Annotated in this window: 19 protein-coding genes; 8 read left to right on the forward strand and 11 right to left on the reverse strand. The window is 64.3% G+C overall.

Annotated features, from left to right (window positions below):
• Positions 1–106: 106 nt before the first annotated feature.
• The 3 genes from GDN70_RS25985 (at position 107) to GDN70_RS25995 (ending at position 5,008) form a co-directional block, all read left to right on the forward strand.
• Complete coding sequence (locus GDN70_RS25985) at positions 107–1,138, forward strand: ABC transporter substrate-binding protein (protein WP_152103223.1); 1,032 nt, start codon at positions 107–109, stop codon at positions 1,136–1,138.
• Positions 1,135–3,828: a hybrid sensor histidine kinase/response regulator gene (locus GDN70_RS25990; RefSeq protein WP_152103224.1), complete on the forward strand. Its 2,694-nt coding sequence runs from the start codon at positions 1,135–1,137 to the stop codon at positions 3,826–3,828. The genes GDN70_RS25985 and GDN70_RS25990 overlap by 4 nt, the downstream gene beginning before the upstream one ends.
• A 220-nt stretch (positions 3,829–4,048) precedes the next feature.
• Entirely contained in the window at positions 4,049–5,008 is a 960-nt protein-coding gene (locus tag GDN70_RS25995; RefSeq protein WP_244625826.1) for a c-type cytochrome, read from the forward strand.
• Positions 5,009–5,153: 145 nt separating this feature from the next.
• Here GDN70_RS25995 and GDN70_RS26000 read toward each other — a convergent pair whose 3' ends face one another.
• Both GDN70_RS26000 and GDN70_RS26005 read right to left on the reverse strand, forming a co-directional pair.
• Complete coding sequence (locus tag GDN70_RS26000) at positions 5,154–5,630, reverse strand: hypothetical protein (protein ID WP_028142426.1); 477 nt, start codon at positions 5,628–5,630, stop codon at positions 5,154–5,156.
• 457 nt (positions 5,631–6,087) lie between these two features.
• Complete coding sequence (locus GDN70_RS26005) at positions 6,088–6,999, reverse strand: LysR family transcriptional regulator (protein ID WP_173015962.1); 912 nt, start codon at positions 6,997–6,999, stop codon at positions 6,088–6,090.
• A 128-nt stretch (positions 7,000–7,127) separates the two neighbouring features.
• Here GDN70_RS26005 and GDN70_RS26010 point away from each other — a divergent pair, with 128 nt between their 5' ends.
• Positions 7,128–8,066, forward strand: a complete 939-nt coding sequence (locus GDN70_RS26010; RefSeq protein WP_028142425.1) for a ring-cleaving dioxygenase — start codon at positions 7,128–7,130, stop codon at positions 8,064–8,066.
• Positions 8,063–8,689, forward strand: a complete 627-nt coding sequence (locus GDN70_RS26015; protein ID WP_152103225.1) for an alpha/beta hydrolase — start codon at positions 8,063–8,065, stop codon at positions 8,687–8,689. The genes GDN70_RS26010 and GDN70_RS26015 overlap by 4 nt, the downstream gene beginning before the upstream one ends.
• 202 nt (positions 8,690–8,891) lie before the next feature.
• Here the strand turns inward: GDN70_RS26015 and GDN70_RS26020 are convergent, their stop codons facing one another.
• Positions 8,892–9,827 (reverse strand): LysR substrate-binding domain-containing protein, encoded by a 936-nt coding sequence (locus GDN70_RS26020; RefSeq protein ID WP_152103226.1) that lies wholly within the window; start codon positions 9,825–9,827, stop codon positions 8,892–8,894.
• 97 nt (positions 9,828–9,924) lie between these two features.
• On the opposite strand from GDN70_RS26020, the gene GDN70_RS26025 reads away from it, so the two are divergent.
• From GDN70_RS26025 to GDN70_RS35175, 3 genes are all read left to right on the forward strand, one after another.
• The gene (locus GDN70_RS26025) at positions 9,925–10,800 is read left to right on the forward strand and encodes an aldo/keto reductase family oxidoreductase (RefSeq protein ID WP_152103227.1); all 876 of its coding nucleotides are present in this window, start codon (positions 9,925–9,927) and stop codon (positions 10,798–10,800) included.
• Between the two features lie 60 nt (positions 10,801–10,860).
• A complete protein-coding gene (locus tag GDN70_RS35170) occupies positions 10,861–11,310 on the forward strand; it encodes a hypothetical protein (protein WP_173015867.1) in 450 nt (149 codons plus the stop codon).
• Positions 11,311–11,428: 118 nt separating this feature from the next.
• Positions 11,429–11,581 carry a hypothetical protein gene (locus GDN70_RS35175; RefSeq protein ID WP_173015868.1) on the forward strand — a complete coding sequence of 51 codons (153 nt, stop codon included), beginning with the start codon at positions 11,429–11,431 and terminating at the stop codon, positions 11,579–11,581.
• A 149-nt stretch (positions 11,582–11,730) separates the two neighbouring features.
• Here GDN70_RS35175 and GDN70_RS26035 read toward each other — a convergent pair whose 3' ends face one another.
• From GDN70_RS26035 to GDN70_RS26065, 8 genes are all read right to left on the reverse strand, one after another.
• Positions 11,731–12,936 carry a calcium-binding protein gene (locus GDN70_RS26035; protein WP_152103229.1) on the reverse strand — a complete coding sequence of 402 codons (1,206 nt, stop codon included), beginning with the start codon at positions 12,934–12,936 and terminating at the stop codon, positions 11,731–11,733.
• Between the two features lie 258 nt (positions 12,937–13,194).
• The gene (locus GDN70_RS35705) at positions 13,195–13,326 is read right to left on the reverse strand and encodes a hypothetical protein (protein ID WP_256379461.1); all 132 of its coding nucleotides are present in this window, start codon (positions 13,324–13,326) and stop codon (positions 13,195–13,197) included.
• A 174-nt stretch (positions 13,327–13,500) separates the two neighbouring features.
• Positions 13,501–14,997, reverse strand: a complete 1,497-nt coding sequence (locus GDN70_RS26040; protein WP_095426501.1) for an ABC transporter substrate-binding protein — start codon at positions 14,995–14,997, stop codon at positions 13,501–13,503.
• A 54-nt stretch (positions 14,998–15,051) separates the two neighbouring features.
• The gene (locus tag GDN70_RS26045; protein WP_152103230.1) at positions 15,052–16,056 is read right to left on the reverse strand and encodes an ABC transporter ATP-binding protein; all 1,005 of its coding nucleotides are present in this window, start codon (positions 16,054–16,056) and stop codon (positions 15,052–15,054) included.
• Positions 16,053–17,066, reverse strand: a complete 1,014-nt coding sequence (locus tag GDN70_RS26050; protein WP_028142419.1) for an ABC transporter ATP-binding protein — start codon at positions 17,064–17,066, stop codon at positions 16,053–16,055. The genes GDN70_RS26045 and GDN70_RS26050 overlap by 4 nt, the downstream gene beginning before the upstream one ends.
• A gap of 2 nt (positions 17,067–17,068) precedes the next feature.
• The gene (locus tag GDN70_RS26055) at positions 17,069–17,962 is read right to left on the reverse strand and encodes an ABC transporter permease (protein ID WP_038970558.1); all 894 of its coding nucleotides are present in this window, start codon (positions 17,960–17,962) and stop codon (positions 17,069–17,071) included.
• Complete coding sequence (locus tag GDN70_RS26060; protein ID WP_028142417.1) at positions 17,959–18,909, reverse strand: ABC transporter permease; 951 nt, start codon at positions 18,907–18,909, stop codon at positions 17,959–17,961. Before GDN70_RS26060 ends, GDN70_RS26055 begins: the two co-directional genes overlap by 4 nt.
• A 114-nt stretch (positions 18,910–19,023) precedes the next feature.
• The gene (locus tag GDN70_RS26065) at positions 19,024–20,445 is read right to left on the reverse strand and encodes an amidase (protein ID WP_173015963.1); all 1,422 of its coding nucleotides are present in this window, start codon (positions 20,443–20,445) and stop codon (positions 19,024–19,026) included.
• Between the last annotated feature and the right edge of the window lie 40 nt (positions 20,446–20,485).

A 20,485-nucleotide genomic window follows, 5' to 3' on the forward strand; every position in this document is an offset into this window, starting at 1 on the left:
AAACGCTGCGAATGAGCATTCATAAGCGCATTTTTTCATCAATTGTGGATGCCGGCCGTTCGCGCTAAGCATCCGCTCCGGGGCAAGCCATCATGCGAAGAGTTTCATGACCGAACGGCCTTCCGCTCTCGCGGTCGATCGCCGCGGGTTCATTCGCCTTGCGGGCGCAACCGCCGCGGGATGGGTCGCGCTCGGCGCAACGTCGGATCGCATGCGGATCGTCGGATCGCTGACCGCATTGCCGCTCGACGACGAGCTGACCCGGCGGAGCCTGATCGACAGCACGACCTCCCGCCTCGGTGGCCTCGTCGCCGGCTTGAGGCAGCGCGGCTGGGTCGAAGGCGTCAACTTCCGCCTCGAGCTCCGTTCGACCTTCGGCGCACCGGACCGGCTGAAGGCCGCGATTCAGGAATTGCTGGAGCTGAAGCCGGACGTGATCCTGACGGGGTCGACGGTCGAAACCGCGGCGGTCCTTGCCGCCACCAGGACCATCCCGATCGTCTTCGCGACCGCCAACGATCCCGTCGGCAATGGCTTCGTCGAAAGCCTTGCGCATCCCGGCGGCAACGTCACCGGCTTCACCAACAGCACCGCCGAGATGGGTGGCAAATGGCTGCAGCTGATCCGCGAGGCCGTGCCCGACCTTGCGCGCGTCGGTATCCTGTTCAACCCGGCGACCACCCCTCGCGGCGGGCGCTTCTTCCTCGACTCGATCGAGCAAGAGGCGGCCGAGTCCGGAGTGTCCGCAATCCCCGCCCCCGTCGACGCGCCGGCGGACATCGACGAAGCCGTCAGGCGCTTCTCCGAGCCGCCGAAGGCGGCGATGATTGCGCTGGTCGACAGCTTCCTGGTCGTCAACCGGAAGGCGGTCGTGGCGGCGGCCGCCAAGTATCGCGTGCCCACGATCTATCCGTTTCATTACTTCATGGACGCCGGCGGGTTGATGAGCTACGGGCCGACGCTGGAAGTGCGCTCGGCCGACTATGTCGATCTCATCCTGCGCGGCACCAAGGCCGGCGACCTGCCGGTGCAATCGCCGCGGAAATACGAGCTGCTGATCAACCGCACGGTCGCCCGCACGCTGGGATTGACCATACCATTCACGCTGCTCGCGCGCGCCGACGAGATCCGCGAGTGAACGAAACGGTCGACCAGGGACATTTGCGAACGCCTCCCGGCCGGCTGTTCCGCAAATATCTCTACTCGATCGTCGCCCTCGCCTTTGCCGCGCTCGCCATCAACACGGGCTTCGACGTCTGGTTCTCCTATCGCGAGCAGAAGCAGCTTCTGGCGGCGACCCAGCGCGAGCAGGCAGCGTCCGCGGCGATTCAGATCGGCCAATTCATCGGCCAGATCGAAAACCAGATCAGATGGCTCTCGCGCCTGCCGCCGGAGCTGTCGACCAACGAAGACGAACGCCTGAACGCCATCCGTCTCCTGCGCCTCTCCCCGGCGATCGCGGAAATCGCCGAGCTCGACTCGCACGGGCTTGAACAGATGCGTGTGTCCCGCCGTGTGGCAGACCGAATCGGCAGTAAAGCCGACCTCTCCGCCTCGCCCGCCTTTCGCGGAGCCAATGAAAGCCGGGCCTATTACGGGCCGGTCTACTTCTTCGGCGATACCGAACCCTTCATGACGCTCGCCACGCGGGGGATTGGCCGCAATCCCAATGTGATCGTCGCCGAGGTCAATTTGCGTTTCATTTGGGACCTCGTCGCCGGGATCAGGGTCGGCAACACCGGCAAGGCCTACGTGGTGGACCGCACGGGTATCTTGATCGCGCATCCCGATTTGTGGCGAGCCCTGCAACGCAGCGATCTCTCCGGCCATGCCGACGTCCGCGCCGCGCTCGACGGCGTGGGGCCGCCCTCCGGCGGCCTGATCAAGGAGGATCTGTCCGGCCAGCGCGTGCTGTCGACCTATGCGACGGTCCCCTCGCTCGGCTTGCTGGTGTTCGTCGAGCTGCCGCTCAGCGAGGCCTATGCGCCGATCTATGCGTCGATTGGCCGTTCGACCTTTCTCCTCGTCGTCCTGCTGGCCGGTGCGGTGCTGGTCTCTCTCTTTCTCAGCCGGCGCATGACGGGGCCGATCCAGCTGCTGACGCAGGGCGCACGGCGGATCGGGAGCGGCGATCTCGGCCTGCGGCTCGCGATCAAGACCGGCGACGAGCTGGAAGCGCTCGGCGACCAGTTCAACCGGATGGCCGCGCAACTGCGCTATTCCTACGCGACGCTGGAGCGCAAGGTGATCGAGCGCACCTCGGAGCTGGAGAAAGCGCGCGATCAGGCCCTTGCCGAGCACGATGCCGCCGAGCGCGCGCGCAGCGCGGCGGTGGCGGCCAATGAGACCAAATCGCGCTTCCTTGCCGTCGTCAGCCACGAGCTGCGCACGCCGCTGAACGGCGTCATGGGCGTGCTGCAGCTGCTCGACGACGGCAAACTCGGCGAGGCGCAGCGGCGCCACCTCACGACCGCGGCGGCATCGGGGGAGACGCTGATCGCGCTGGTCGATGCCATCCTGGAATATGCGCGCCTGGAGGCCAGCGCCGAAGCCCTGGAGCCGCGTAATTTCCACCTCGACCAGCTGATCGAAACGGCCGCCGACCTGATGCGGCCCCAGGCCTTCGGCAAGGGACTGACCTTCGACCTTGCCTGCGATGCCTCGGTCAGGACCTCGGTGCACGGCGATCCCGTCAGGCTCAATCGCATCCTGCTCAATTTGATCGGCAACGCCATCAAGTTCACGCCATCAGGCGCGATCGCCGTCAACGCAGCCGCCGAGCGCCATGATGGTCATGTCCTGCTGCGCGTGACCGTTCGCGACACCGGCATCGGCATCGCCCCCGACATGCATGAGCGGATTTTTGAGGATTTCGTGCAGGCGGACGACAGCATCGCGCGGCGGTTCGGCGGCACCGGCCTCGGACTCGCGATCGCGCGGCGTCTCAGCCGTTTGATGCGCGGCGAGCTGACGGTGGAGAGCACGCCGGGCACGGGTAGCACGTTCACACTCGAAGTGCCGCTCGATCCGGCCGTCAGCGGCATCGCCCAAGGTGCACTTCCGCCACCGTCGCGGCGCCTCCGCGTGCTGCTGGTCGACGACGACCCCATCAATTGCGAGGTCGGCGAAGCAATGCTGAATCGGCTCAGCCATCATGCCACGATCGCCAGAAACGGCGCCTCGGCCGTCGCGCTCGCCCGCGATCACGCGTTTGACGTCATCCTGATGGACCTGCACATGCCCGACATGGACGGCGTCGAGGCGGCGTCGCGGATCGGCAAGCTCGGTCTGCCGAGAATGCCGCGCATCATCGCCGTCACCGCGGACGTGTCCTCCAGCGCACGCGAGCGGCTCGCCGACGCAGGCATTGTCCAGATCGTCAGCAAGCCGATCCTGATCAACGCGTTGCGCGAGGCGATCGAGGACGATCCGGAGGTCGCGCCGGCAGCCGTGCAACTCGCCGCGGGCGCCTTGATCGACCGGCACTATCTCGACGACCAGAAGGAGCTGCTCGGCGCCGCGCAAATCACAAAGCTCCACCACTTGCTGGAGGAGACCAGCGAAAAGCTGATCGACGACATCACCAAGGCTGCCGCGACCGGCGACCATAAACAGCTCGCCCGACAGGCACATCAACTCGGCAGCGCCGCCGGAGCGCTCGGCCTCGTCCGCCTGTTCGAGCGCTGCCGCGAGATCGAGCTGGCGTCGCCTGCGATGTCGGCGCCTGAGTGCCAGAGCGCCGCGCGCGAGCTCGCTGCGCTGCGAGCAGCCTCGATGAGCGCGCTCGACGATCTGCTCCGGCCTGCCGAGCAGCGGTCGGTCAGCTAGATTTGTTCAGATCGAGCTCTTGGCGTTTTGCCCCCGAGCAGACCAAGACGGCTGAAATCGCACATTGACGTCTGCGAGCCCCCGGCGTTGAATGGTGTCTTCGATGTGGCGGAGGAGCTGCGGCGTCCCGTCGCCCGACAAGCGGTCGGTTAGCCGCTCCTGATCTTCGCCTTCGGGAAGTACAGTTTGGCTTCACCGACGCGCTGGGAGGTCGAGAGCCATGAGATTTCCGACCGCTCTATGGGTGTTCTCGTTGGCATTGCTCACCGCGGCGGGGGCGCGTGCGCAAATCCAGGAGGGCCCGCCAGCATGGGCCTACCCGGTCAACCCGCCCAATTTTCAACGCACGCCTGACGATGGCACGATCAGGCACGTTCCTGACAGCGCCGCCGGTTTTACGCTCACGCAAGTGCGCGATCTGTTCGCCGCGCCCGACTGGCATCCGGACGATCATCCACCAATGCCAGACATCGTGGTGAGGGGGAGAAAGCCAGAGGTGTTCGCGTGCGGCGTCTGCCACCGGGCAGACGGACCGGGCGGTCCTGAGAATGCCAGCCTATTTGGCCTCTCCGCGGAATACATCATTCAGCAAACGGCGGAGTTCAAGACGGGCCTGCGCACGAACTCTGCGCCTCGCGTCGCCACCGACCTGATGATCAAGTTGTCCAAAGCGGTGACAGATCAAGAACTCGCAGAGGCGGCAGCCTACTTCGCCTCCATCAAGCCGAGATCGAATATTGTCGTCGTTGAAGCCGAGGCGGTGCCAAAAACACAGGTGAGAGACCTGTTCCTTGCTCCGCTGGACGGCGCCGAGAAAGAGCCCATCGGCCAGCGCATCATCGAGATACCGGAAAACGTTGAACACTTTGTCAGCCGGGACTCGCGCGCTCGTTTCACCGCCTACGTCCCGGTGGGCAGCGTTCAGAAAGGACGGACGCTGGCAACGAACAGCGATCCGCGCGTCCAGTGCGGGACCTGTCACGGTGCTGACCTCAGCGGGACTGCCATCGCGCCGGGGCTTGCGTCCCGTTCGCCCACTTACATGTTCCGGCAGCTCTATGACTTCAAATCGGGTGCGCGGAAGGGCGCCAACAGCGAAGTCATGAAACCGGTTGTCGAGAATCTCGGCGTCGACGACATGATCGCACTGGTCGCCTTTTCAGCGTCGCTCAAGCACTGAAATTCTTCAGTTGCTGTGCAAGCCAGCCGGCGCGCTTGGCGCGATTCTTCAGCAGGTCGCCCGGACGGCAATGTGCCGCCGGCCGGGCCAACACGCCACCCAAGGAATCAACTTCCTTCGTGTGGGACCTGTGACCATTGCGCTGTCACGAACCGGACGTCTTAACGACGAGCTTTATGTTCAGCAGGTTGACGCCCTTGAATGGGTTCGGCGCGCTTTCGATTGTTCCCGTGCCCGTGGCGTTCGCATAGGCACCTGTGCCCGACAGGATGGTGTATTCGCCCGTCGATTTGCCGTCTTTGGCCGAACCGGTGTAGCGCGCGGTAATCGAGCCTTCCTCGAATGTGTACGTGCTGTAGCCGAAGAAGGGGCCCGACCCTTTGAGCAGGTCCGAAGTATTGACGAACTCTTTCACTCCGATACGGCCATCGTTGAAGACGGCGACCCCAAAGAATTTGCCAGACACAACCGTCTGTCCCTCGACGTTTGCGGCCTCTATGACCTTGAGGTCGATCGGCTTCGTAACCAGCTTGAACTCAAGCACCCGCTCACCGGCTACGGCTGTTGACGCCGCGACGGCCAATGCCACGCCAGAAAGGAAAAGGGTGAGAGACTTCCGCATAGCTTCCTCCTGCGCTTGTTGAAATCAAGTCGAGAAGTGTGAGCTACTCATCGTGCCCGGCTCTTCGCGGTGGCACGGAAGAGAGCCCTCGGAACGCCCCGACAGCGGTTGAACTCTTTCTGTCCTGAGGCGCGAAGTCGGGACGCTAATATGAGTCCCAAGGCGCGGGAAGAAAGTTCAACTTTCCGGTGCGGTATAATCGTATCAAGCCACTGCGCGGACTCTCAGCAAAGGCACAACCATCATGGCCTTTGCTGGTAGCCGGACTTCATCCAGTCGTTCGCGGGGAGAGCAATTCCGAGGAATCACTGTCAGCAACGTTGACAATAGAAGAACCCTTGCCGCTCACCCTTTCAAAGGAAACCCCCCGACTGCCGTGTAGCTCGCCTTCTTGACTCATCGCGAGAGATCGCTGCGAGCCGTTGCCCGGGCAGAGTCATGGCTTCCCGACCCAGCCTCAGCCCCCCTGCGCGCCGACTTCTTCATCGCGGCCAAACCGCTCAACGAGAAAGTCGATGAAGAGCCTGACCTTCACCGACAGGTGCCGCGTCGGCGGATAGACCGCATAGAGCGCGAGCGGCGGCGCAAAATAGTCTTCCAGGACGGCGCGCAGCTTGCCTGTCCGCAACGCGTCGGCAGCGATGAACTCCGGCAGCAGCGCGAGCCCCCTGCCCTTGATCGCGACGTCGCGCAGCACCTCGGCATTGTTCACGCACAGCGACCAGGCCGGCTGGATCCAGTGATCGCCGTCGGCGCCTGTAAGCTTCCACTGATTACCGGTGAGCAGGTAGCCGTAGGTCAGCGAGGCGTGCTCGCGCAGATCCTGCGGGTGCTTTGGCGTGCCGTGACGTGCGAGATAATCCGGCGAAGCGCAGATCATGCGCGCCACCGGCATGATTTTTCGCGCGATCAGGCTCGACGATTCCAGTTCCGCGATCCGCAAGGTCACGTCAAAGCCGTCCTGGACGGGATCGAGCAGGTCGTCACTGAGCACGATCTGGAGCTGGAGCTCGCCATAGCGCGCCATGAAATCGGCGAGCACGGGCCCGAGTCGCATCGTGCCGAACGACATCGGCGCGTTGACGCGCAACAATCCGCGCGGCGCCGAATGGGCCTGCGTCACCGCCTGGTCGGCCGCCTCGATCTCCGAGAGGATGACGAGCGCGCGTTCGAAATAGCGCTGGCCGTTCTCGGTCGGGCTCGCATGCCGTGTGGTCCGGTTCAACAGCTGGACGCCGAGGCTCTCCTCGAGGTCGGCGATGTACTTGCTGATCGCCGAGCGCGACAGCCGCAGCTGCCGGCCCGCTTCCGCAAAGCTGCCGCTTTCGACCACCTTCACGAAGGCCCGGAGACTGCCAAGCTTATCCAAGAGCTGCACCCGCCGATTGTTTCCAAATCGTAGACATAGCCGTCATATTTGCATGGATTGTCTCCAATCCAAAGCGGAACGATATTTCCGGCCAGAGCAAGACGCTCCCCGAACCCTGGAGGACGACAATGTCTGGACTGCACCATGTCACCGCGATCGCCGGCGACCCCATCAGGAATTTCGGCTTCTACACCCGGGATCTCGGCCTGCGCTTCGTCAAGAAGACGGTCAATTTCGATGATCCCGGCACCTATCACTTCTATTATGGCGACGAGACCGGCCGCCCCGGCACCATCCTGACCTTCTTTCCGTGGGCGGGCGTTCCGGCCGGGCGCCGCGGCGTCGGCGAAACTCATCAGACCGCCTTCCGCGTGCCGCAGCGCTCGCTCGGCTACTGGACCCAGCGTTTCACCGAGAAGGGCATTGCCTACGAGGCGCTGGAGAAGCGCTTCGGCGAATCCGTGCTGCCGTTCACCGATCCCGATGGCATGGCGCTGGCGCTGGTCGGCATTCCCGGCGCCGAGAGCGAGCCCGGCTGGAGCAACGGCGACGTGCCGGCCGAGCACGCGATCCGCGGTTTCCACGGCGTGACCTTGCTGCTCGACAGCGCGGCGAAGACGGCCGCTGTCCTCACCGATGTGTTCGGCTTCAAGGAGACCGGCCGTGAAGGCTCGGTGATCCGCTTCAAGGCGCCCGGCGATGTCGAGGGCAGCGTTGTCGACATCTATGAGGCCAAGGGCTTTTTGCGCGGCCATCAGGGCGGCGGCTCGGTGCATCACATCGCGTTCCGCGCGGCTGACGATGCCGAGCAGGGCAAGATGGCGCAAAAGCTCGTGAGCAATCACGGCCTGCATCCGACTGAGCAGAGGGACCGCAACTACTTCCGCTCGATCTACTTCCGCGAGCCCGGCGGCGTGCTGTTCGAGATCGCGACCGACATCCCCGGCTTCGCCGTCGACGAACCCGTCGCGACGCTGGGACGTGACCTCAAGCTGCCTGTTTTCCTCGAAGCGCAGCGCAAGCAGATCGAGGGTGTTCTGCCGAATCTGGAAGAGACCGTGTCATGACCGAGACTGAATTCATCCATCGTTTCGAGCCCGCGGCCAGCGCGGGCTCCCCTCCGCTCCTCCTGTTGCACGGCACCGGCGGCGACGAGAACGACCTGCTCGGGCTCGGCAAGATGATCTCGCCGGGGTCCGCCCTGCTCTCGCCGCGCGGCCGCGTGCTCGAGCACGGCATGCCGCGCTTCTTCCGCCGTCTCGCCGAAGGTGTATTCGACGAGGACGACGTCCGCCGCCGCGCGAACGAACTCGGCGAGTTCGTCAACGCGGCGCGGCAGCGCTACGGCATCGCCGCGCCGGTCGCCGTCGGCTTCTCCAATGGCGCCAACATCGCAGCCGCGCTGTTGCTGCTGAAGCCGGAGGTGCTTGCAGGCGCGATCCTGCTGCGCGCGATGGTGCCGCTGTCGGATCGGCCCAAGGCCGAGCTTGGTGGCAAGCCAGTCCTGCTGCTGTCCGGGCAGGCTGATCCGATCGTGCCGGCCAGCAATTCGGCCAAGCTTGCGGCTCTGCTCTCGCAAGCAGGCGCGAGCGTGACCCACAGGGTCCTGCCGGCGGGCCATCAATTGTCGCAAGCCGATTTGACGCTCGCCCGCGACTGGATCGGCAACGTCGACGCCAAGGCAGCATGACCTGGCAGGCAGCGCATCGTTTCCAAACGGTGCGCCGCCGCCTTCACTCGAACCGCCCATCGTAGGTCGCACCCATACGGCCTTGATCGCGCCGAAGGGATGCTCGACTGTCTCACGTCGCGTCCGCATGGCGTCTGGAGTGGAATCGAGCAGTCTCTCAACTCTCAAGAAGCGAGCGTCTCGCTACTAGCAAACGCATTGCCTATGCGGTGGGCGTCGCGCCGAGCGCTGAGTGCGATGGTACACCCCTTACGAAGTCTATGAATGCGCGCAACGGCGCCGGCACGAGACGTCGACCAGGATAGTAGAGAAAGGGACCCGAAAAGCTTTGCCACCAGGGTTCGAGGACCGGCTCGAGCTGACCACCGGCGAGATGGGGACGAAGCCAGTCCTCGAAGAGGGTGACAATGCCGGTCCCGGCGATGGCGGCGGCAACGGCTAGATCTGTCGCCGCCCCGACGCTGACCAGCAGCGGTCCTTTGGGTTCGACGCGAACGATTTCGCCCTCCCGTTCAAACTCCCACGGAGCCACCATCGCGCCGGACGAAAGACGACTGCCAAGGCAAGCGTGGTCGACAAGCTCGCGAGGATGATTGGGCCGGCCGTAGCGATCCAGATAGTTTGGAGAGGCAGCGGTTGCAAAGCGCTGAACGCGAGGGCCGATTGGAATCGCCATCATGTCCTGCTCCAGACGCTCGTCGTATCGGATGCCAGCATCACAACCAGCAGCCAGAACGTCGATAAAGTTATTCTCCGCAATCACTTCAAGCCGGATGTCAGGATAAGCGGCGAGAAAGGGCGGCGCGATGGTGGGCAGCACGAGGCGTGCCGCACTGACCGGTACGTTCAGACGCAGGGTACCTGCTGGCCTGTTGCGGGAGCTGTTAACGACATCGACGGCAGCTTCCACCTCGGCGAATGCTGGCCCGAGCCGCTCGAGGAGACGTTGACCTGCCTCAGTGGGCGCCACGGTTCGCGTCGTCCGGTTCAACAATCTGACGCCGAGTTGCGCTTCCAGTCTGGTTACCGCTTCGCTGAGTCCTGACGCACTCGCCCCGCTCGACCGAGCTCCGTCCCGAAAGCCTCCGGCCCGCGCGACGGTCACAAAAGCGTTCAGTTCACCCAGATCGACTTTCACTGTTCGCTTCTCCGAACAACCCGTTCGGATTGTACCCGGTTATCGATCGCGCGGGCAACGTCTACCTACCGGCCATTGGTTCTTATGGAGATGACCTATGCCCAACACCGCCCTAACTGCCAGCTTTGACCTCGGAGACCGCCGCGTGAAGCGGCTTGGCTACGGTGCCATGCAGCTTGCAGGCCCGCACGTGTTCGGTCCGCCCAGGGATCGCGCCGCCGCGTTGGCTGTGCTGCGAGCGGCCATCGCGTCCGGCGTGAACCATATCGACACGGCCGACTTCTACGGCCCGCATGTCACAAACCAGTTGATCCGTGAGGCGCTGCACCCCTACCCCAAGGATCTCGTCATCGACACCAAAATCGGGGCTCTGCGTGGCGCGGACGCCTCATGGAATCCGGCCTTCTCGCGCGAAGAGCTCACCCAGGCAGTCCACGACAATCTGAAAAATCTCGGGGTCGACGCACTCGATGTCGTCAACTTTCGCGTCATGATCGACCGGCATGGCCCGGCCGAGGGCTCGATCGAAGCGCCACTGAATGTCTTGGCCGATCTCCAACGTCAAGGCCTGATAAGGCATATTGGGCTGAGCAACGTGACCGCGACGCAGGTCGCGGAAGGACGCAAGATTTGCAAGATCGTCTGCGTGCAAAATCAATACAATCTGGCCCACAGGTCTGACGACGCCTTGATCGACGACCTTGCCCGGGACGGCACTGCCTATGTGCCGTTCTTTCCGCTCGGCGGGTTCACCCCCCAGCAATCGTCCACTCTAACCGATGTGGCTGCTCGCCTCGGTGCAACGCCCATGCAGGTCGCGCTTGCTTGGCTCCTTCGTCGCTCACCTAACATCCTCCTTATCCCCGGCACTTCGTCGGTCGCGCATCTGCGCGAGAATCTCGCCGCGGCCGAACTCGATTTGCCGGATGATGCGATCGATGAGCTGAATGGCCTTGCCAGGAGCCCCGGTTGAGACGGTCTGCGGGCACAGCATGGCGACAGTGCTGCCTCATGCCAAATGGGGGCCGACCGTATGAAACTGGAAACGCTCAAGGACATCGGACGTCGCCATGCCCTCAAGACCCTGGCCGGCGCCGAGGTTGGGGGTATGGCGCTGCGGCGGTTGGCGCAGCCGCTGCGGCCGGTGCTTACGGATACTACAACTCCGGCTGCGACGATGACAGCTACGGACAGTATATTTGTCCGGGGCGCAATACACTTACCGGAATTGATCAGCCAAAGTTTAGGACGGCGGTTCGAAGCCGCCGTACTCATGCCTCGGCCAGAGCGCCGCTTCGTCAACGGCCATCGTGAGTTTGTAAGATGGCCAAGATGCCCACCGCGTGGCGGCGTCTACAATCTGAGACTGGGACCTGAGTTGCAGCTTTTGCAGCAGCCGCTTCCGCTGTTCGCCAACTTGATCAACTCTTCCGCCGATCTGAACCGCAATGGTGTGCTGAACTCGGGGAGCAACAGCCGATAATGCTCCTTCCGTCACCGCGAGACTGTTCACTTTTGGCCACAGCCGCCATCGTTGATGCAATTCGCTTATGCGCAGCAAGTGCGGGACGAACCGATCATAATTCGATAGAAACGGTCATATGACCGACCAAACTGCTGACGTCCAGGCTGCTATGCAGTATTTGACCTGGGCACTGGAAAAGATCGAAACGATGGGCAACCAGAAAGCAGCCCACCACGCCCGTATAGCCTTAGAGGCGCTGCGCAAGGGTTCAGCTGGTAAGACTGAATAATCAGCTTCGGCCTGGCACAGCAAGCCCGCTTCGGGTCAGAAGCGGTCGTCCAAGCGCGGAAGCGGTAGCGCTGCTGGGCGGCCAAGAGTGCAACCCGCGTCTCGCCCCGCCGCGGGCGGAGCGAGATCGTTGCGCCCAAACCAACTCGCTCAGATGAGGAAGTCGGTCTGGTGCAGGCTCGCCGTTTGCACGCCGTCAAGCGTGATGGTGTCGCTCGCCGACAGATGAATCACGGCGTCGCCGGCGGCATTGTCGCTGATCAGGCTCGACAGCGCCGCCCAATCCGCGAACCCGTAATCGTGCACATTGATCAAATCATGCTCGGTCACGGTGCTGCCGACCGCCTTGTTGCCCTGGTCGAAATCAGTGATCAGGTCGTAGCCGGAGCCGGCGTTGAAGACGAAGGTGTCGCTGTTTCCCCCGCCCGAAAGCTGGTCATTGCCAGCGGCGCCGTTGAGGACATCCCTGCCGCCGGTGATCGAGCCCGGCGTTGCGGGGGCATAGTTCGCGGCATCACCATAGAGGTGATCGTTGGTTGCTCCGCCGGTGAGAATATCGTTACCGCCTTGAGCATTGCCGGACATGGTCCGCGCATCGCCGAAGAGCTCCGGGTTCGTATAATGGAGGCTGTCGATGCCATCGAACTCGACTGTGAGAATATCATCTCCCCCCTGGGCATTGTCGGTCAGCGAGGTCGCCGAATCTCCGTAGCCGAATCCGGCGGTCCAGACGACGTCGGTGCCGAAGGTGAAGGTGAGGTTGTCGTTGCCACCATGCGCATCGCCGCCGATGGAGCCGATGGAATCGCCGCTCGCTGTCGCAAAGCCCTGCATGGTGTTCACAGTGATGTCGAGCGTGTCATTGCCGCCCTGAGCCGTGCCGCTCATGGAACCGCCGGCATCGCCGGCGTACACATGGTCGTAGCTTCGCCAGCCCACCGCGCCCGCGATGGTGTCACTGCCGCCATGCGAATTGCCCGACATGTCGCCGGCGGCATCGCCGAAAACATGCACGTCGGTGTACATCCCCGTAGCTTGGACATTGATCGTGTCGTTGCCGCCCTTGGCGTCGTCGGTCATCGCCTGAGCATCGCCAATCACGAGGAACGTGTTCCAGCCGTAATTCAAATTAACGGTCAGGGTGTCGTTGCCGCCGTGGGACTGGCCATGCAACGTCGTGTTGTCGTCGCCGAAGATCGTGACGTCTGCTTCGGGCTGGATGGCGGTTGCCGTCACGGTGTCGTTGCCGCCCCAGGCGTCCGCGGTGGTCGGGAAGTTCGGATCGCCGTAGATGGTTTCGATTTGACCAAACTGGTCCAGCAGGACGTCGATGGTGTCGTTCGGCAGATGCTGCATGGCGTAACTCCCATTTCATTGTCGGAAACGGGCCTGACGCCTGCAGAGCTGCTTTTTGCAAGACGCGTTGTTGACCACGCTTCACCGGGAGCGAATCTACCTTTGGTAGATGGCAGAGATTTGCAGGAATTCGGGAGAGAGTTTGATTGGGCGCATGGAACCGCGCTGACACCGCGAGGAACCTCGCCGCAGGTTGCGCATCCGTGAAACTCTGATGACCTGCAAAAGCGCGCTGGCGCACGCGAGCATGTCCGCCTGCTACGGCACCAGGCGGAACTGGCCTCCGTCCACCGTGATCAGGAAGGCGGAGCGCTCGTCGTACCCGTTGTGGTCGGTCGGGCTCGTCGTCGACAGGGCGTTGTCGAGATCGTGGTTTGCCCGACGGGTCAATGTCCAGCGCATTGCGCCAACCAACGAAGTTCGCAACGCGCAAGCTATTGAAATCCCCGGCTGCTGTGCATGGGGTTGTTTCTCGGGCTCTTGTTTTGGACGTACCAAACGATTGGCCTCTCCCAATGGGGAGAGGCCAGATTGAAACGAGAGGCTCGACTCGATCGAGCGCTCCTACTCCCAAGACCACGTCGAGAAATCGTTCTCGTATTGCGGGACGTCCTTCCAGACGCCCTTCAACTTCTTGTTGGTGATGGTGATGAGCTGCGGCTGGTACAGGTAGGCGGAGACGGCGTCGGTCGCGAGCATACGCTGGGCGTCGCCGAGCAGTTTTGCGCGGGCGGCCTCGTCCGGCGTCGATACGATCTGCTTGTAGAGTGCGTTGAACGCCTCGTTGTTGTAGCCGAGATAGTAGTCCGCCTCGGTGATCTTGACGAGATCGAACGGCTCGACATGGCTGATGATGGTGAGGTCGAAATTGTGCGGACCGTTGCCGGCGAACACCTGCGACAGCCATTGCGCCCATTCGACGTTCTCGATCTTGGCGACGATGCCGACCTTGGCGAGCTGGGCCGCGGCGATCTCGCCGCCCTGCCGCGCATAGGACGGCGGCGGCAGCTTGAGCGACACTTCGAGCGGCGTGGTGACGCCGGCTTCAGTGAGCAGCTTCTTGGCCTTCTCGGGGTCGTAGGGATTGATGCCGGTGGTGTCGACATAGCCGAGCGCCCCCGGCACATAGAAGCTGCCTATCGGCGTGCCGAAACCGTCGACGGCGCCGTCGATCATGGCCTTGCGGTCGATCGCGGCGAGGATGGCGCGGCGGACGCGGACGTCATCCAGCGGCTTCTTGCGGTGGTTGATCGCGACGATGGTCTTGGCCCTGGAGCCGCCGACCAATACCGTGAAGCGCGGATCGGCCTTGAACTGGGCAATGGTGCGCTGGGCCGAGACGCGCGGGAACGCATCGACGTCGCCCGAAAGCAGCGCCGCGGTCTGCGCGGCCGGATCGGAGATGAAGCGGATCGTCACCTTGGAGAGCTTGACCGCGGCGGCGTTGCGGTAGTCTGCCCATTTGGTCAAGGTGATCGAGGAGCCCTTGGCCCAGGCACCGAGCTGATAGGGCCCGGTGCCGACCGGCTGCGTGACGTTGGAGGCAGCGCTCTTCGGCTCGACGATCGAGCCGCCCGCCTGACCCAGCAGGAACGGCAGGTTCGGCTCGCCGTATTTCAAGGTGATCACGACCGTGTCGGCATCGGGCGCCTCGACCTTCTCGAAGGCCTGGTAGAGGCTCTTGTCCTTGTTGGTGCTGTTCGGCGCGGCGTTGCGCTCGAACGAGAACTTCACCGCGGCAGAATCGAATACCTCGCCGTTGTGGAATTTGACGCCCTTGCGCAGCTTGAACGTATAGGTCTTCAGGTCGGGCGAGGCTGTCCAGTTCTCCGCCAGCAAGGGCGAAACGGAGCCGTCCTCGTTGATCTTGGTCAGGGTCTCATAGATGTTGTAGAGCGTGACCTCGGCGATCGCGGCAGCGGCCGCATTGGTCGGATCGAGCCCCGGCGGCTCCAGCGCCATCGCCATGACGACGCTGTCCTTCTTGCTCTGCGCAAGCACCGGCAAAGGCGTTGCGACCAACGCGGCGGCAAATGCAACGATCGACAATTTCCTGAACATGCGTAACTCCCCGGCCAGTTCTGTTCTAAGCCTACGCCAATCCTGCTCCGGACACTAACCTTCCATGGCCGCCTGCGGCAACGCCATCACAGCCTCGGCCTTGTGGCAGGCGGCAAGGTGCCCCTCGCCCACCTTGCGTAACTCAGGCATGGCCTCGCGGCAATGCTGGTCAGCGAGCGGACAGCGCGCGACATAGGGGCATCCGGTCGCGGCCGCCGATTGCGAGGCGATCGCCTGGCCACCGCGCCGCCGCCGGCCGCCGCCGGCGCGCGCCCGCGGCACCGCCTCCAGCAGCGCCCGCGTATAGGGATGGGCGCAATGCTCGAACAGGTCTTCGGGCCGGCCCTGCTCGACGATCCGGCCGAGATACATCACCGCGACCTCGTCGCAAAGATAGTCGACGACGGCGAGGTCATGGCTGATCAGGATGTAGCTCAGGCCAAACTGCTCCTGCAGATCCTGCATCAGGTTCAGCACCTGCGCCTGCACGGAGACGTCGAGCGCGGAGACCGGCTCGTCGGCGACGATGAGCTTCGGCTGGGTGATCAGCGCACGTGCAATGGCGATGCGCTGGCGCTGGCCGCCGGAGAACTCGTGCGGATATTTCTCCATGTCGGCATCGCGCAAGCCGACCTGGCGCAGCACTGCGGCGACGCGCGCGCGAAAGGTGGTACGGTCGGCGTCTTCCAGCACGGTGAGCGGCTCGGCGACGATGCGGGCGACGGTCTGGCGCGGATCGAGCGATCCGTAGGGGTCCTGGAACACCATCTGGAAATCGCGCCGGGCGCGACGCAGTTCGTCGGCCGAGATGCGATTGAGATCACGGCCGAGCAGCGCGACCTGGCCCGACGTCGGCCGCTCCAGCGCCATCACCAGCCGCGCGAAGGTCGACTTGCCCGAGCCCGACTCGCCGACGACGCCGAGGCTCTTGCCGGCGGCGACCTGCACGCTCACGCCATTGAGCGCGCGCACCTGCCCCGGCGGACGGAACAGGCTTTCCCGCGGCAGGGCGTAGCGCTGTTCGAGATCCTTCACGTCGAGAAGAGGCGCAGCGGTCATGCGGTCACCGCTCCAACGTTCTCAGCCATTGAGACATCCGTCCTGATGCAACGCACGAAGTGCCCGGGTCCGACGTCGACCATCCGCGGAAGCGCGGCGCGGCATTGATCGATCACGAACGGACATCGGTCGGAGAACGTGCACCCCGCCGCCAGATCTGCGAGCTCCGGCACGGTGCCCGATATCGTCTTCAGCCGCGTCCCCTTGCGCGCGCCGAGCTTCGGCCGGGCGCGAAACAGGCCCTGCGTATAGGGATGCCCCATCCGGCGAAACACCTCGTCGGTCGGCCCGCTCTCGACGACGGTGCCGCCATACATCACCATCATGCGCTGCACGTTCTCGGCGATGACGCCGAGATCGTGCGAGATCAGGATCATCGACATGCCGCGCTCCTCGACGAGATCGGCGATGAGGTCGAGGATCTGGCCCTGGATGGTGACGTCGAGCGCAGTGGTCGGCTCGTCCGCGATCAACAGATCCGGCTCGCAGGCGAGCGCCATGGCGATGGTGATGCGTTGGCGCTGGCCGCCAGAAAACTGATGCGGATAGGCATCGACGCGCCGCGCGGGATCGGGCAGCCCGACGCGGTCGAGCAAGGCGATCGCCTCCTTGCGCGCCTGCGCCGCCGAGTGCTTCTTGTGACGTCGCAGCGGCTCGGCGACCTGATGCCCGATCGTGTGCATCGGATTGAGCGCAGTCATCGGCTCCTGGAAGATCATACTGATGCGGTTGCCGCGCAGACGGCAATAATCCGCATCCGGCAATCGCGCGAGCTCGTTGCCGTCGAGCTTGATGCTGCCCGAGACCACGGCGCTATCGGGCAGCAGCCCCATCAGGGACATCGCCGTGACCGATTTGCCGCAGCCGGACTCGCCGACCAGCCCCAGTGTCTCGCCGCGCTTCAGGGCAAAGCTGACGCCGCGCACGGCCTGCGCCGGCCCGCGGCTGGTATTGAGGCGGACGCCAAGATTTTCAACCTCGATCAGCGGCATGACGCGTTGCTCGCCCATCGTCATCGCTCCCGTGCCAGTCTGGGATCGAGCAGGTCGCGCAATCCGTCACCGAGAAGATTGAGGCCGAGCACCGCGATCGCGATCGCAGCGCCCGGATAGACCGCGAGCATCGGCGACTGGAACAGCAGCGTCTGCGCATCGTTCAGCATCCGTCCCCAGGACGGCTGCGGCGGCTGCGTGCCGAGGCCGAGATAGGACAAAGCGGCTTCGGCGAGGATCGCGAGCGCGAACTGGATGGTGACCTGCACGATCAGGATCGACAGAACATTCGGCAGCACGTGCTCGATGGTGATGCGGAAGGCACCCTTGCCTGCCGCGCGCGCGGCCAGCACGAATTCGCGCGCCCAGATCGCGTTGGCGGAGCCGCGCGTCAGCCGGGTCAGCGTCGGGATCTGGAAAATGCCGATCGCGACGATCGAGGTGACCATCCCCGGCCCCACCACCGCGGCGAGCATGATCGCGGAGAGCACCGCCGGAAAGGCGAAGGTGAAGTCGGAGAAGCGCATGATGATCTCTTCGGTCCAGCCGCGCCGGGCCGAGGCGATCAGGCCCAGCGTGACGCCGAAACTTAGACCGATGCTGACGGCGATGACGCCGACCATGATGGTGGAGCGGGCGCCGGCGAGCAGCAGCGAGACGATGTCGCGGCCGAAGGAATCGGTGCCGAGCCAGTGCGCCGCCGAGGGCGGCCGCAGCTTCGAGGCGATGTCGATCTCGTAGGGCGACCACGGCGTCCACACCAGCGAGAGCAGCGCCGAGGCAAGCACCAGCAGGCTCAGCGAACTACCGAGCACGAAACTGCGATGGCGCAGCGCGCGGCCCCAGAAGGTCCTGGCCGGCAGGCGGCGTGTTGCGACCGGCGCGTCAATCGGAGTGGTCAGGGGGGTGCTCACAGGTCGTGGACCTTGATGCGGGGATCGATGAAGGCATAGAGCACGTCGACCACGAAATTGACGATGACGACCATGGTCGCCAGCAGCATCACGCAATTGCGCACCACGATCAGGTCGCGGTTGGCGATCGACTGGAAGATCAGCCGGCCGAGGCCCGGCAGATAGAACACGTTCTCGATCACGATAGTGCCGGCGAGCAGATTGGCGAATTGCAACCCCATGACCGTCATGACGGGGATCATCGCATTGCGCAGCACGTGGCTCCAAAGCACCTCGCGCTTGCCGAGCCCCTTCGCGCGGGCGGTGCGGACGAAGTCCTCGCGCAGCACTTCGAGGACGGCCGAGCGCGTGACACGCGCGAGGATCGCAGCCTGCACCACCGCGAGCGAGATCGCCGGCAGCAGCAGCGACTTGACGCCGAGCCAGATGCCTTCCTCCCAGCCGGAGAATCCCCCCGCCGAGAGCCATTGCAGCCGTACCGAGAACAGGAGAACCAGCAGGATCGCGAACCAGAAATTCGGCAACGCGATGCCGACCTGCGTCAGCGACATCACGCCGACGTCGCCGAGCTTGTTGTGGTTGGCGGCGGTGTAGATGCCGGCCGAGAGCGCCAGCGTCACCGTGATCGTCATCGCCATGATCGCGAGCGGAACGGTCAGCACCAGCCGCTCCGCGATCAGGCTGGCGACCGACGTGCCGTAGACATAGGAGTTGCCGAGATCGCCGACGAGGAGGCCCTTGATCCATTGCAGATAGCGAACCGCCAGCGGCTGGTCGAGCCCGAGCTTGACGGTGAGCGCACGCACTGCGTCTGGCGAGGCATCGGCGCCCATCAGCATCTGCGCGGCATTGCCGGGGAGCGCATCGAGCACCAGGAAAATGATCAGGGATGCGCCGACCAGCGTCGCCAGCAAGGTCAACAGACGTCGGAGGACAAATACGCTCATGCGCGCTCGGCTTCAGGGCTCAGCTGCGGCACGATCAACATGTCCGGGCGGCTGAGGCAAGCCTTTTGCACACAAGTCCTTTGCACCCGAGCCCTTTGCTGCATGCCCCTCTCCTCAAGCCGGCCAGCGGGACAGGAGGTCGTGCGAGGCTTCGAACAGTGCGCTGACACGCAGCAATTCCGCATCGGCACGGAAGCGGCCGACGAGCTGAAGCCCGATCGGCAGGCCGTCGCGGCCGAAGCCAGAGGGCAGGCTGACGGCGGGATGGCCGGTCATGTTGAACGGCATGGTCCAGGGGAACCAATGCGGCCGGACGCTGTCGAAATGCGCTCCGTCGATCTCGATGGTGCCGAACAAATCCTGCTTGATCGGCAGCGCGGTGCGCGTGAGCGTCGGCATCGCCAGGAAGTGTCCGCGCGCAAGCAGCGATTGCACGCGCCGAAACAGCGCGGTGCGCGCGAACATCGCCTCCTGATAGTCGACGCCGCTGACTTCGGTCGCAAGCGCGAGCTGCTTGAGGAAGGCCTCGCTCAGCTCGTCCTTGTGCTCGGCTGCGAGTTTTGCAAAGCGCGTGCGCCAGACCGTGTGGTTGATGGCGCGCCAGATCGGCTCGATGTCGAAACCGTCGCCGGAAAATTCCTCGAGCTCGGCGCCGAGCCCCGCCAGCCGGTCGAGGCTCGCCTTGAAGCTGGCTGCGACCTCGGCGGACACCGGACGGCCCGGCGGCGTCAGGCAGTACAGGATCCGCTGCCCGCGCAAATCGCCGCGCGGGGCGGCCGTGCCGATGAAATCGGGCACGGGAACGCCGATCGACCAGGGGTCGCAGGCATCGTCGCCTGCCATCGCCTGCATCATCAACGCGGTGTCGGCGACGGTCCGCGTGGTCGGCGTGACATAGGTCTGGTTGCCGAACACATCCAGCGCCTGGCTGTGCGGGATCACACCGTTGCTCTGCTTCAAGCCGACCACGCCATTGCAGGCGGCGGGAATTCGCGTCGAGCCGCCGCCGTCGGTCGCGATCGCGAGCGGCGCGATGCCGCTGGCCACCGCCACCGCCGCGCCGCCGCTGGAGCCGCCGGAGGAACGGCACGCGTCCCAGGCATTGCGGGTGCGACCGAACAAAGGCGAATCCGTCAGGCACTTGCTGCCGAATTCCGGCGTCGTGGTCTTGCCGATCAGAATCGCGCCTTCGCTGCGCAGCCGCGCCACCGCGACGGCATCCTCGGTCGGCACATTGTCCTTGTACGGAACGGCGCCAAAGGTGGTCTTGACGCCCTTGGTGTTGACGATGTCCTTGACGGTGACGGGGATGCCGTGGAGCAGGCCGAGCGGCTCGCCGGCCATTATTTTGCGCTCGGCGACGCGCGCCTGCGCCATCGCCTCGTCGCCACACAGCGTGATGAAACAGTTCAGCTCGGGCTGGAGCGCCTCGGCGCGCGCGAGCACGGCACTGACGATCTCGACGGGGGAAATCCGCTTTTCGGCGATGAGGCCGCGCAGTTCGGTTGCGGACAGCAGACAGGGATCGCCGTTCATCGTCACATCACGCTCCGAGGCGGGCCGTCGTTGGCCCAAA

Origin of the sequence: Bradyrhizobium sp. TM102 (genome assembly GCF_009176685.1) — a bacterium.
Lineage (GTDB): Bacteria > Pseudomonadota > Alphaproteobacteria > Rhizobiales > Xanthobacteraceae > Bradyrhizobium > Bradyrhizobium ottawaense.